The sequence below is a fragment of the Devosia enhydra genome (assembly GCF_900119845.1).
In the GTDB taxonomy this organism is placed as follows: domain Bacteria; phylum Pseudomonadota; class Alphaproteobacteria; order Rhizobiales; family Devosiaceae; genus FPKU01.
This window is the reverse complement of the sequence record NZ_FPKU01000003.1, coordinates 534,300-547,277: the sequence shown is the minus strand read 5'-3', so window position 1 is coordinate 547,277 and position 12,978 is coordinate 534,300. Positions and strand designations below refer to the sequence as shown.

Genomic DNA, 12,978 nt, shown 5'->3' with positions numbered 1-12,978 from the left:
AGGGGCATGAGCGGAGCCGGCGTCGTCGTCATCGGCGATGTGATGACCGACATCATCGTGCGGCCCGAGGGCCCGTTGCGGCGTGGCTCGGATCGTCGCGCCACGATCAGCCGCCACGCCGGCGGCTCGGGCGCCAATCAGGCAGCGTGGCTGGCATCGGCCGGCGTCGATACGGTGCTCGTGGCGCGGGTCGGCGAGGGCGACGCGGCGGGGCTCGAAACGCATTTCCGAAGTATCGGGGTCGTGCCTTATCTTGGCCGCGATCGGGAGCGGCCCACCGGCACGCTCATCAACATCATCGATCCCGATGGCGAGCGCAGCTTCCTCACCGATCGCGGCGCCAATCTGGGGCTCTGCGATGCCGACCTGCCGCCCAATCTGTACCAGGAGGGGGCGGCGGTGCTGGTTTCTGGCTACAGCCTCTTTGCCGAAGGCCCGCGGCGGGCAGTGATGCGCTTCATGGCGCAGGCCCGCGCGGCCGGGCTTCTGGTTGCGGTAGACCCCAGCTCTGCCGGTTTTCTCGAGGATGTGGGGCCGCAGGTCTTTCTCGACTGGGTTTCGGGCGCCGATCTCGTCTTCGCCAATGCCGAGGAAGCGGCGCTGCTCTCAGGGGAGGCCGAACCCGAAGCGCAGGCGGCGGCGCTGGCGAACGTCTTTGCGACCGTGATCATCAAGCGCGGCGCCGAAGGGGCCATCGCGGCCGTGGGCGGGCGCCTAACATCAGCGCGGCCGCGCGAGGCCTTGCAGGTGGTCGATTCCACCGGGGCAGGCGATGCTTTCGCAGCCGGCTACCTCGCCTGCCGGCTGCGGGGCGGAGAGGTCGATGCTTGCCTCGCGACGGGCGTGGCGCTTGGCGGGCAGGCAGTGATGCAGGTGGGCGGCCAACCCGCGATTGGGGTCGTACCGGTGCACCAGTTCGCCGGCAATCAGCCGTTCATGCGCAGATAATCGCCATAGACCCAGCCCGTGACGCCATCCGAGGTGCTGATCTGGCGCCAGCCATTGGCTTCGCCGATCACTTCGACCTCTGCATCGCGCACCAGCCGCCCGACCACGCCCTGCGACGAGGAGGGGCCGGAGCGCACATTGAGCGCACCCGCATTGACCACGGCGGTCATCGCAGCGGCTGATTGGGTGACCGGTTCCGGCCCGGCGGCGCGGGGCTCGACGACCGGGGCACGCGCGACTGCGAGCGCGACCTGCGGTTCGTCCGGAGCATCGACAAGCGCCATGCTGCGCAGATTGTCGATCAGCCTCTGCTCGGGCGATGCGGGAATAGCCTCGGCCGATGCCGCGATCGCGGGCTTCGCGCCGGCTGCCGGCTCGTCGGCGGCGGGCAGGACCATGGCCCCGCCCAGCACCAGCATGACCGCAGGTACGATCCAGCGTTTGCGTCCATATCCGTAAGCCATGATGGTGCTCCTTTCACCCATGATAAGGCAGCAGGGGGCGAAAGGTTCACAGGCGCGGACATCAAAAAAACACTGGGGAAAACTCCGCCGCCGCGCGCGCGGCAACGGAGCGGTGCCGCTTACTCGCGATTGCCGTTGGTGACGAGGCCGGGGCCGCGACGATCGAGCTGGAGCTCGCCGCCGATGGCCCAGTTTTCCTTGGTGTAATCGTCGAACAGCACGTGGCAGCCCGAGGCCTTGGTGGCGAGGCCCTCGACGGCGGCCTTGGTCAGCGCTTCGGCGGCGCGACGCTTGGTGTCGTCGTTGCGGCCCTTTTCCATCTTCACGATGATCATCATGGCGAAAGCGTCCTCGTCTTCTACTTGTAGGTTTCGGGCTTCAGCGGCCCGTGGCGATCGAGCTGGAGATTGCCGCCGATGGCCCAGTCGTTGCGCTCGTAATCCTCAAAGAGGATGGTGACCCATTTGCGCTCGCCCCCGAGGGTGTTGACGATGGCATCGGTGACGGCGGCCGCCACTTCGCGCTTGGTCTGGACCGAGCGGCCCTTGTCCATCTGGATGGTGATGATGGGCATGGCTCAGGCCTTTCCTTCTTCTGCGGCCTTCTGGGCGGCGAGGCGCTTGGCCATCTTGTCGCTCAGCAATTCGCCTTCGATGGCCCAGTCGGGGCGATCGAAATTCTCGTAGATGACGGTGACCCATTCGGGCTGAACGCCGAGCGTATCGACGGCCGCCTGGGTGAGCAGCTTGGCGCCGAGACGCTTGGCGTCATCGGTGCGGCTGCTTTCCATATAGACTTGGATGATCATGTAAGGCCTTTCCAGGACGCATCAGATGTCCCAGCCCCGCAGGCTTCGACGTCTCCGGACCGATGAGCCCGAAGTCGCGGCGTGCGAGGTGGAGCCCGGAGGCTAGACCAGGGAGGGGCGGGGACGCGACCTGCGCAAGGCCGATCCCGCAAATATCATGAGGTCAGGAATTTACGGAAAGCGGCGGCTTTCCCGTGATTTTCCCGTGACTTGTCAGCGGAAGCGACGCACCAGCATCAGGCCGCCGATGACTATGGCGGCGATGAGCACGATGAAGAAGAGCGCCACCATCGCGAATGCGCCCAGCACCGAGCCCATCGCGTCCCAGAACCCGACCTGGCCGATGAGGATGGCAAGCAGGATGATGAAGATGATCGGCATGTGACTTCCCCCGGGGTTTGACGCTTAGCTCGCCCAACGCCTGATCACGCCCCGCGTTCCCGTGAAGGTCTTTTCGAAGGGCAAATCAGCCAATGTGCGGTTGCGCCGAGGGGGCGGGTCGCCTATCGGCTACCTATCGCCGCGCTTTTTCGCAGAGGGTTTGCAGGCGATGCAGGGTTGCCACAGCGACGCCACAGTGTTGCCCAGAAGCTTAGTCGCTATGGGCGCGAGGCCAGCCAGCGTCGAAAGGGTTGCCTGACTGCCGCCATCGGGCGGCACGCCGCAAGGCTTTGCTAACCATGTCTCTTCAGCGGCTGGTTAGGTTAGCAGCGGATGATCGTGGGGCAACAGGACACCAGACCACTGACTCTCCGGCCACTCATTCTCGCCCTTCTTGCTTCGGTTGCCGCAGTTCCGGCGACCGGCGCCACCGCGTTCGAACTCTTCGGTATCCGCCTTTTCGGCGACCAGGCCGATGAGGACGCCGCCGCCGTGATCGCGGAGCCACAGGGCTATGCGGTCACCTTCTCGACCGGCAGTGCGACCGGCGAGCTCGAAAGCGCCATTCGCGGTGCCTCGCAGCTTCTCGCCGACGAGAGCGAGCCGGCCTCGGGAGCCGCAGGCCTCATCGCAAAGGCGAGGGGCGACTATCGCCGCATCCTCGGCGCGCTGCAGCAGCAGGGCTATTATGGCGGAGCGATCTCGATCCTCATCGCCGGGCGCGAAGCGGCCAACCTGCCGCCCGACACGCGCCTCCCCGATCCGGCGCCGGTAACGGTCACCGTCGATCCGGGCCCCGAATTCCGCTTCGAGCGCGTGACGATCAGCAATCGCGCGCCGCTGACCGATGACCCGGACGATATCGTCGATCCCCCCGAATCGGTCGGCTATGGACGCGGCGAAGTCGCCAAGGCCGGCGTGATCCTGAGGGCCGAGCAGCTGGCGCTCGAAGCCTGGCGGCAGCAGGGCTTTGCCCGCGCCACCGTGGTGTCGCGCGATGTGGTCGCCGACCACCGGACGCGGCAGGTGGACGTCGCCATCCTGATCGATCCGGGCCGGCGGGCCTTTGTGGGACCGGTCTCGGTGACCGGTGCGCAGGCGGTCGATCCGGGCTTCATCGCCGAGCAGACGGGCCTGCGCGGCGGCGATGAATATGATCCCGATGATGTGCGCCGGGCCGAGCGCCGGCTGATGCGCCTCGAGGCCTTCCGCGCCATGCGCGTCGAGCCGGCCGAACGGATTTCCGACACCGGGCTTTTGCCGTTCACCGTGACGGTCGAAGAGTTGCCGGGCCGGCGCTTCGGGGCTGGCGCCACCTTCTCGACGGTGGATGGGCTGGGCATCGAGGGCTATCACCTCTGGCGCAACGTCTTCGGCCGGGCCGAGCGGCTGAGGCTCGATGCCAAGATCGCCGGCATCGGCTTCCCGGTCAGCACCGCCGATTTCGACTACGCGTTCGGTGGCACCTTCACCAAGCCGGGTTTTCCGGACCCCGATACCGACCTCATCGCCGCCATCGCGGCCGAGCGCACGGTTCTGCCCGCCTATACCGAAACCTCGGCCAATGCGCGGCTGGGTGCGACCCACTACCTGCTCGATACCACCACCATCGAGGGTGCGGCCTTCTACGAGTTCGCCCGCTTCGAGGACAGCTTCGGCACCCGCGATTTCTCGCTTGTCGGCCTCAGCGGCACGGCCACCTTCGACAATCGCGACGAGCCGCTCGACGCCACGGAGGGCTTTTATGCCCAGGCGACGGTCGAGCCCTTCTATGAATTCTTCTACGGCAACCCCGCTTTCCGCACGACGGCCGAAGTGCGCGCCTATTGGGGCGTTTCGGCCGATCCGACTGTGGTGCTGGCGGCCCGGGCCAAGCTCGGCGCGCTGGTCGGTCCCCCCATCGAGGAGGCGCCGCCCGACCGGCTGTTCTTTGCCGGTGGCGGCGGATCGGTGCGCGGCTATGCCTATCGCGGCATCGGGGTGGATGGCCCGGGCGGCACGGTGACCGGCGGGCGGTATCTGATGGAAGGCTCGGTGGAGGCGCGGGCGCGCCTCATGGGCGATTTCGGCGCCGTGGCCTTCCTCGATGCGGGCGCCGTCACCGCCGAGGGCTTTCCCGGCGTCGACGATATCCGCTTCGGCGCCGGTATCGGGCTGCGCTATTTCACCGGGCTCGGGCCATTGCGGCTCGATCTCGCCTTTCCTCTCAACAAGCGCGAGGGCGACCCCGATTACGCGCTGTATGTCGGTATAGGACAGGCGTTTTGAGACGGGTTTTCGTACCATCGCTGATTGCTGCCGGCCTTCTGGCCTCCCCGCTCGCCCTGCCGCTCATCGCGCAGGACCAGATGAGCCCCGAGGAGCAGCGCGACTGGTTCGTGCAGTTCGTGGAAGGCCAGCTCTCGACGCCGGAACGGCAGATCCGCATCTCCAATATCGAGGGGATTCTGTCCGAAGAGGCGACGATCCGGCAGATCACCATTTCCGACGGCGAAGGCGTGTGGCTCACCATCGTCAATGCTGCGATCAACTGGGATCGTGGCGCGCTGTTCGGCGGGCGCCTGCAGGTGCGCAGCCTTTCGGCCGAAAGCATCGACTATGCCCGAAATCCCGTGGCCACGCCCTCGCCGACGCCCGCCCTGCCCAGCCCCGAGGCGGGCGGCTTCGAGGTGCCGGAATTTCCCGTCGCCATCATTCTCGAAGAGTTGAGCGTGCCTTCCGTGCGCTTTGGTGAGCAGGTGTTCGGGCTCGGCTCGGAGCTTTCGGTCACCGGGGCGCTGCGCCTCGAAGGCGGCTCGCTCGATACCGATCTGGCCATCCAGCGGCTCGACGGCCCGGGCGGCTCGCTGACCCTCGATGTCACCTACGCCAATGCCGACCAGCAGGTCGATCTGGCGCTCTCGCTGGTGGAGCCGCCCAACGGCATTCTCGCCAATCTGCTCTCCATCGAAGGCCGTCCGGAAATCGCGCTGGGGGTGACCGGTGCCGGGCCGCTCGACGCTCTCAACGCCCAGCTGACGCTCGATGCCGGGGGCACGCGGGCGCTGGCCGGCACGGCCCGCATCTCCGGGGTTGCGGAGGGTCTCCAGATCAATGCCGATCTCGGCGGGCCGCTCGCACAGCTCGTGGCGCCGGCCTATCGCGACTTTTTCGGGCCCGAGACCAGCCTCAGCGCCGAAGCGCTGGTGCGCTCGGCGGGCGGGGTCGATGTTTCGCGTTTTTCGCTCTCGGGCGGGCAGCTGGGGCTATCGGGCGCCGGGCGCACGAGCGCCGACGGCTTCCTGCGTCAGCTCTCGCTCGAAGGCCGTATCCTCAATCCCGGCGGCGGCACGGTGCTGCTGCCGGTTCCCGGTGCCGCGACGCGGGTCGGCCGCGCCGATCTCACCGTCGATTTCGGCCGCGCCGGCAGCGAGGACTGGACGGCGGCGGTGACGGTCAACGGCTTCGCCAATGGCACGCTGGCGGCCGAGCGGCTGACGCTCGCCGCTTCCGGCGTCGCCGCCGGGCTCGATGATCCGGCAACGCGACGGGTCACTTTCAATGGCGATGGCGCGCTGGCGGGCATCTCAGCCAGCGATGCCGAGATTTCGGCGGCGCTCGGACAGAGCGCGGCCCTCGGATTTGCCGGCCAGTGGAGCGCGGGCGAGCCGCTGCAACTGGCTCAGTTGCGCCTCGTGGCGCAGGCACTCGAACTGGCGGTCTCGGGGACCGTTGCCGATACGGTTTTCGATGGCACGGTCACTGTCTATGGGCAGGTCGCGCCGTTCTCCGAACTGGCCGGGCGAGACCTCGGCGGGGCGCTCAGCCTTGCGGCCGAAGGCACCATCGCGCCCTTGACCGGCGGCTTCGACCTTGCGCTGCAAGGGCAGACGACGGACCTGGTTCTTGATGACGAGATCGCCGACCGGTTGCTGGCCGGGCAAGCCTCGGTAACCGGCCGTCTCGCGCGCACCGAAACGGGCTTTTCGGCCACTGGCTTCCGGATAGGCAATGAGCGGGTTGAATTGACTGCAGATGGTCGCTTTGCGACGGGCGCTGCCGATTTCCGCTTCGCCGGGCGGCTGAGCGATCTTGGGCTCGTTTCCCCTGACGCGTCTGGCGCGGTGACCGTCACCGGCACCGCGCGCGGCGAAGGCACCATCGCGCTGTCGCTGGTGGGCGAAGCCCCCACCGGGCGGCTCGCGGGCCGCAGCCTTGCGGGGGGACGCTTCGGCTTTGATGGCGCGATTTCCCCCGAAGGCGTCGTCACCGGCACGCTCGATGGTGGCGCGACGCTCGAAGGCCAGCGCGTGGCGCTGGCGGGCACTCTCGCGGTCGACGGCGCCGTGCGCCGCATCGAGGGCCTCTCTTTCACCGCCGGCGGCGCGGCCCTCACCGGCGGCATCGTGCAGGATGAGGCCGGGCTCCTGACCGGACAATTGCGGCTGGTTGCGCCCGATATTTCGACCGCCGCCGCGCTCTTCCTGCAGCGCGCGTCTGGCGCGGCAAATGCCGATATCAGCCTTTCGCCGGTCGACGGGCGCCAGAGCGCGACGGTTTCGGGCTCGGTGCGCGGCCTGTCGCTGATGGACACCCGGCTTGCTGCCGCCGAGATTTCTGCCGAGATCGACGATCTCTTCGGGGTTCCGGCGATCGATGGCACGGCGACCGGCTCGGGCCTCGTGGCCGGCGGGGTCGAAGCCTCGCGCTTTTCGGCCATGGCGCGGCGCTCGGGCGCCAGCACGGGCTTTGAGGGCCAGGCCGATCTTGCCACCGGGGCCAGTATTTCGGCGGCCGGCAGCCTCTCGCCCATCGGGGAGGCCGGCTATCGCCTGGCGCTCGAACGGGCGAGCCTCGTTCAGGGCGGGCTGACGGCGCGGCTGGCTCAGCCCACGGCCTTTGCCATCGATGACGGACGGGTGAGCCTTGATCGCGTGCAGCTCGATGTCGGGGGCGGGCGGCTCGTCGCAACCGGCACGGCCGGCGAGGCGCTCGATATCGCGCTCTCGCTCGAAGCCTTGCCGCTTTCGGCCGCCAATGCCATCCAGCCCGGCCTCGGGCTTGCCGGCACGGTTTCGGGCACGGGCCGCATCACCGGCAGCGCATCCGACCCGCAGGCGAGCTTTTCGCTCACCGGAACGGGGATCGGGGCGACGGCCATCGAACCGTTCGGCATCGCGCCCCTGCGCTTTACCGCCCAGGGCAGCTTTGCCGACAATGCGGTGCGCATCGCCTCGGCCGAGGCGAGCGGGGCCGGCGGGCTGGCTCTCACCGGGTCTGGCACCGTGCCGCTTTCGGGCCGGGGCCTCGATATCCGTGCGTCGGGTTCGGCGCCGCTGGCGCTCGGCAACCGCTTCCTCGCCGATCGCGGCGGGCAGCTTTCGGGCGTCGCTCGGCTCGAGGCGAGGGTCACCGGTTCGCTCAGCGACCCTCAGGCAACAGGCACGGTTTCGACCAGCGGGGCCGGCTATGTCGATCCCGAGCTCAATCTGCGGCTCGTTGATATCGCCGGCAGCGCCACGCTGTCGGGGGACCGGGCCGAGATCGGCACGCTGACCGCGCGGCTCGCGACGGGCGGCAGCATCGCGGCCTCGGGGTCGGTGGGGCTTTCTGCCGGCAATCCGGCCGATATCCGCCTCTCGCTCAACCAGGCGCGCTATGCCGATGGTGACCTTTTCGTCGCCACGCTCTCGGGCGATCTGCGGGTCTCGGGCCAGCTGATGCGCAATCCGCTGCTTTCTGGTCAGGTCTTCGTCGAACGTGCCGACGTCACCGTGCCCGAAACCTTTGGCGGCGCGGCAAGTCTGATCGATGTCACTCACCGCGCCCCGCCACCGCCGGTCGCGGCCACGCTGCGACGGGCGATGATCGATGCCGGTGGAGCGCCGATTCCGCAGACGCGTCCGTCGGTGGTGCAGCTCGACATCACGGTGTCGGCGCCCAACCAGATCTTCGTGCGCGGTCGCGGCCTCGATGCGGAACTGGGCGGGTCGGTGCGGCTGACTGGACCGATCATGGACATCCGGCCGGTGGGCGGCTTCCAGCTCATTCGCGGCCGGCTCTCGATGCTGGGCCAGCGCATCACGCTCGAAGAAGGCTCGCTGACCCTGGTGGGCACGCTCGATCCCTCGCTCAACCTCGTGGCGCGCACCGAGGGCGAGGGCATCGTGGTGTTCGTGACAGTGTCGGGACGGCTTTCGGACCTGTCGGTCGATTTCTCCTCGTCTCCGGCCTTGCCGCAGGATGAGGTGCTGGCCCGGCTCTTGTTCAACCGCTCGATGGGCGAGCTTTCGCCGCTACAGGTGGCGCGGCTCGCCGGCGCGGCGGCAGAACTCGCAGGTGGGGGCGGGGGCAATTCCATCGTCGATTCGCTGCGGGAACGCGCCGGGCTCGACGATCTCGACGTGGTCACCGACGAAGAGGGCAATGTCGCCGTGCAGGCCGGCCGCTACATCCAGGACAATATCTATCTGGGCGTGACGGCGGGGGCCGATGGCAACAGCCGGGTGAACGTCAATCTCGACATCACCGACGATATCCGCGCGCGCGCCTCGACCGGGCTCGACGGGGATTCGAGCATCGGCATCTTCTACGAGGCGGATTACTAGTTCTTGGACGCAGGGCCCTCAGAAGCCCTGCGCCGAACCGTCCTTGCGGTGATCGGAGCCGGCGACATAGGCCTCTCCATGCCGGCGCACCAGCTGCGCGCCGCCAAAGGCAAAGGGCGCATCTGGCGGATCGCGCGAGACGATGTGGCCGCGCGCCGACAGCGCTTCGGCGGTGGCATCATCCATGCTGTCCTCGAGCGCCAGCTTGCGGCCCGAGACTACGCGCCAGCGCGGCGCGTCGCTCGCCGATTGCGGATCCTGCCCATAAAGGCAGGTGCGCAGCACCATCTGCAGATGGCCTTGCGCCTGCATCGGCCCGCCCATGAGGCCGAAGGCCATCAGCGGACCGGCCCCCTTCATCACAAAGCCGGGAATGATGGTGTGGAAGGGCCGCTTGCGCGGGCCGACCTGGTTGGGGTGGCCCGCTTCGAGGGTAAAGCCATAGCCCCGGTTCTGCAGCGCGATGCCGGTGCCCGGCACCACCACGCCCGAACCGAACCCGCCATAATTGGACTGGATGAACGAGACCATCATGCCATCGGCATCGGCGGTCGCCAGATAGACCGTGCCGCCGGTGGTGGGCGCGCCGGCGCCGGGATCGCCGGCTTTGTGCAGGTCGATGAGCCGGGACCGGGAGGCGAGATAGGTGGGATCGAGAAGGGCCTCCGGCGGCAGGTGCATGGCGGAGGGATCGGCGAGATGGCGATGGATATCGGCCAGCGCGAGCTTGGTCGCTTCGATGGAAAGATGCAGCGCCTCGGGGCTGTCGGGCGCGAAATCGGCGATGGGCGTATGGGCCAGCATGCCGAGCGCCATCAGGGTGGCGATGCCCTGCCCATTGGGCGGAATCTCGTGGACGGTGACGCCGGCAAAATCCTGCGAGACGGTGCCGCACCAGTCATTGGCGTGGCGCGCCATGTCCTCGACCGACAGCGCCGCGTCATGCTCGCGCGCGAAGGCGGCGATCTTTTCGGCCAGCGCGCCGCGATAGAAGGCCTCGCCACGGGTCTCGGCGATGGTTTCGAGCGTATGGGCAAGGTCTTCGCTCTTCCAGATGTCGCCGGGGCTGGGCGCGCGGCCCCCTTGCAGGAAATGCTCGGCAAAGCCGGGCTGGTCGCGGAGGATGGCAGCGCCCATCTGCCACTGCCGCGCGATCTTGGAGGCGACCGGAAAGCCGTGGCGTGCATAGCCGATGGCGGGGGCAAAAAGATCGGCAAAGGGCAGGCGGCCGAAGCGGTCCGAAAGCGTCACCCACGCCGAGACGGCGCCAGGGATTGTCACTGTGTCCCATCCGCGCATCGGCATGCGCTCGTAACGCGCAAAGCGCTCAGGCGTCCAGCCGGCAGGCGAGCGGCCAGAGGCGTTGAGACCGTGCAGTCCCTTGCCATCCCAGAGGATGCAGAAGGCGTCGCTGCCGAGCCCGTTGCCCGTGGGTTCGACGACGACGAGTGCGATGGCGGCGGCGAGCGCGGCATCGACCGCATTGCCGCCGGCCCAGAGCATCCGCAGCCCCGCCTGCACGGCAAGAGGCTGCGAGGTGGCCACCACATTGCGCGCGAAAAGCGGCACGCGCGTCGTGGGATAGGGGCTTTCATAGGCGTCGAAGGCGGACATGGGAGAGACCTCGGATGAAGCGGCATCGGCTACGACGCGCAGGGTCGCCGCATCATCCGATCTTGGGACAGTTGGCGGCGGCCTGCAAGTTCGGCCCGGCCGCCGCCAAAGTCGCTACATGCTCGCAGCCTTGCCAAAAAAGCTGTTCTTGCTCTCGCGCTGGATCTCGTAGATCGAGCCGGAATGGCGCGGGCCCGGCAGTGGCAGGCGCACCGGCACGTCGGCAAGGCGCGGCGCGACCGGATCGAAGCTGCCGCACAGGAGGCGGCTGTTCCATTCGGCCCAGTCGCCGGGCTGCGTGGCCAGCGGCCAGGCATCGGCGGCGGAATATTGGAACAGCAGCAGGCGGCGGGGCTTGGTCGAGGTGTTGACAGCCGAGCCATGGATGGTGCGGGCGTGGTGGATGGAGATCGACCCGGCCTTGCCCGTGCAAGGCACGGCGGCGGAAAAATCGATGCCGCTGGCCTTGCCGTCGATGGCGCCGCAGAAATAGCCATCGGCATGATGGTCGTGGATCGGGCCGAGATGGCTGCCGGGGACGCAAAGCAGGGGGCCGTTCTCCATCTCGCAATCGTCCATCATCACACCAACGGCGGCGAGATCGTCATTGGTATGGGGATAAAAGGCCCAGTCCTGGTGCCACTCCACCGCCGCGCCATAGCCGGGCGATTTCATGTTGAGCTTGGACGTATCGAAGCGGATGGCTGGCGATAGCAATTGCTGGAGCGCGGCGAGGATCTTGGGGTGCCGCATCACCCGAACGTAGATTTCCGCCTGCACATGCGGTGTCTTGATGCGCCGCACGCGCGGTTCGCTGGCGGTATGGCCGGGCTCGAGATCGAACACATCGGTATGGGCCGAGACGCCGCGCGACTGCTCGACAAACCCGTCCGTCACCGCGCGCAGCTCGGCGATCTCCTGCGGCGAAAGCACGTCCGGCACGATGATGAAGCCATCGCGGCGGTAGGCGTCGATCTGGTCCTGGGTCAGCATGGCGGGTCTCTCCTCATCTGCTGAGGCCAGCATGCCATGGTCCATGGAAACGTCAACATGCATTCTTTTGGGTTAGCACGGTGGTTTCCGAGGCTGTTGATGTAGACGTTTCCACGGTCAGCTTGATCTGCTTGCGATGAGCGGGCATGAGAGGTCAAAGAGCGGAGCGGTCATGCGCGGGCGGGCAACCATCAAGGACATTGCGCGGGAGACGGGCGTTTCCAACGTCACCATCTCACGCGTCGTCAATACGCCCGATCAGGTGGCGCCCGAAACCCGCGCCCGCGTCGAGGCCGCGATGGCGCGGCTGGGCTATGTGCCGAATCTTGCCGCCCGGGCGATGCGCACGCGCGCGACCCGCACCATCGGCTGCCTCGTGCCCGATATCCTGTCTTTCTCGAACGCCGCCGTGGCGCAGGCGGCCGAGCGCGCGCTGGCGGCGGAAGGCTATGGCATGATGCTGGTTTCGGCCGGCGAACGCCCCGAGGACGAGGTGCGTGCCCTCGACATGCTGCGGCTCCACCGGGTGGATGGGCTTTTGGTCTATATCGGGTCCGAAAGCGATGCCCGCATGATCGAGGCGTTGCGCGGGCTCGAAACGCCACTGCTCGTGCTCGACCGGACGCTGCCGATCGCCGCCGATACCGTGTTTTCAGACCATGGACCGGCAATGCGCGAGGCGGTCGCCTATCTGCGCGCGCTGGGGCATCGGCGGATCGTGTTTCTCTCGACCGAAGCCCCGATCCGTCCTGTGGTCGAACGCAAGCGGGCCTTTGCCGAGGCGACGGGTGATCTGGGCGAGAGCGCCCGTATCATCGGCGTGCGCGGCCCGGACAAGGCGCATTTTCGGGCCGAGGCGCTCTTTTCCGGCTCGGATGCTGCTACCGCCGTGATCGTCGATGGCAGCCGGCTCCTGCGCAGCGTCGTCGATGCGGTGCGGGTGCTGGGGCTGTCGGTACCCGGCGATCTCTCGATCATCGGGCTCGATGTCGAGGATGTCGCGCCCACCATGACGCCGGAGGTCACCCGCATCACCCGCGATTATGGCGAGATCGGCCGGACGGCAGCGCGGCTGGTGCTCGACCGCATCACCGAGGGTGCCAAGGGCCCCAAGCGCAGTGCGCTGTTGGGCTCGCATGTGGTGCTCAAGGGCTCCTGCGGGCCGGCGGAGCACTGATCTCGC

At 67.9% G+C, this 12,978-nt stretch carries 11 protein-coding genes; 4 read left to right on the top strand and 7 right to left on the bottom strand.

Annotated elements, in window-relative coordinates; all coding sequences use genetic code 11:
- The first annotated feature begins 6 nt into the window (after window positions 1-6).
- Window positions 7-948, top strand: coding sequence for a carbohydrate kinase family protein (locus BT183_RS17405; protein ID WP_072345839.1), 942 nt, complete (start codon window positions 7-9; stop codon window positions 946-948).
- On the opposite strand, the gene BT183_RS17400 is transcribed toward BT183_RS17405, so the two are convergent.
- The 5 genes from BT183_RS17400 to BT183_RS20845 form a co-directional block, all read right to left on the bottom strand.
- Entirely contained in the window at window positions 927-1,412 is a 486-nt protein-coding gene (locus BT183_RS17400; RefSeq protein WP_177282609.1) for an SH3 domain-containing protein, read from the bottom strand. The two genes, BT183_RS17405 and BT183_RS17400, sit on opposite strands and share 22 nt — an antisense overlap.
- A gap of 119 nt (window positions 1,413-1,531) precedes the next feature.
- Window positions 1,532-1,750, bottom strand: coding sequence for a tautomerase family protein (locus tag BT183_RS17395; RefSeq protein ID WP_072345835.1), 219 nt, complete (start codon window positions 1,748-1,750; stop codon window positions 1,532-1,534).
- Window positions 1,751-1,770: 20 nt separating this feature from the next.
- Complete coding sequence (locus BT183_RS17390) at window positions 1,771-1,986, bottom strand: tautomerase family protein (protein WP_072345833.1); 216 nt, start codon at window positions 1,984-1,986, stop codon at window positions 1,771-1,773.
- A 3-nt stretch (window positions 1,987-1,989) separates the two neighbouring features.
- Window positions 1,990-2,220, bottom strand: coding sequence for a tautomerase family protein (locus tag BT183_RS17385; protein WP_072345831.1), 231 nt, complete (start codon window positions 2,218-2,220; stop codon window positions 1,990-1,992).
- Between the two features lie 213 nt (window positions 2,221-2,433).
- The gene (locus BT183_RS20845; RefSeq protein WP_177282607.1) at window positions 2,434-2,601 is read right to left on the bottom strand and encodes a hypothetical protein; all 168 of its coding nucleotides are present in this window, start codon (window positions 2,599-2,601) and stop codon (window positions 2,434-2,436) included.
- Window positions 2,602-2,934: 333 nt separating this feature from the next.
- On the opposite strand from BT183_RS20845, the gene BT183_RS17380 reads away from it, so the two are divergent.
- Both BT183_RS17380 and BT183_RS17375 read left to right on the top strand, forming a co-directional pair.
- Complete coding sequence (locus BT183_RS17380) at window positions 2,935-4,869, top strand: autotransporter assembly complex protein TamA (protein WP_072345829.1); 1,935 nt, start codon at window positions 2,935-2,937, stop codon at window positions 4,867-4,869.
- On the top strand, window positions 4,866-9,188 hold the full coding sequence (locus BT183_RS17375; RefSeq protein ID WP_244545377.1) for a translocation/assembly module TamB domain-containing protein: 4,323 nt from the start codon (window positions 4,866-4,868) through the stop codon (window positions 9,186-9,188). Before BT183_RS17380 ends, BT183_RS17375 begins: the two co-directional genes overlap by 4 nt.
- Before the next feature lie 18 nt (window positions 9,189-9,206).
- On the opposite strand, the gene BT183_RS17370 is transcribed toward BT183_RS17375, so the two are convergent.
- Together BT183_RS17370 and BT183_RS17365 are read right to left on the bottom strand one after the other, a co-directional pair.
- A complete protein-coding gene (locus BT183_RS17370; RefSeq protein WP_072345827.1) occupies window positions 9,207-10,802 on the bottom strand; it encodes a gamma-glutamyltransferase family protein in 1,596 nt (531 codons plus the stop codon).
- Window positions 10,803-10,916: 114 nt separating this feature from the next.
- Window positions 10,917-11,828 (bottom strand): phytanoyl-CoA dioxygenase family protein, encoded by a 912-nt coding sequence (locus BT183_RS17365; protein ID WP_244545376.1) that lies wholly within the window; start codon window positions 11,826-11,828, stop codon window positions 10,917-10,919.
- Between the two features lie 139 nt (window positions 11,829-11,967).
- On the opposite strand from BT183_RS17365, the gene BT183_RS17360 reads away from it, so the two are divergent.
- Window positions 11,968-12,972: a LacI family DNA-binding transcriptional regulator gene (locus BT183_RS17360; RefSeq protein WP_072345826.1), complete on the top strand. Its 1,005-nt coding sequence runs from the start codon at window positions 11,968-11,970 to the stop codon at window positions 12,970-12,972.
- Window positions 12,973-12,978: the final 6 nt, after the last annotated feature.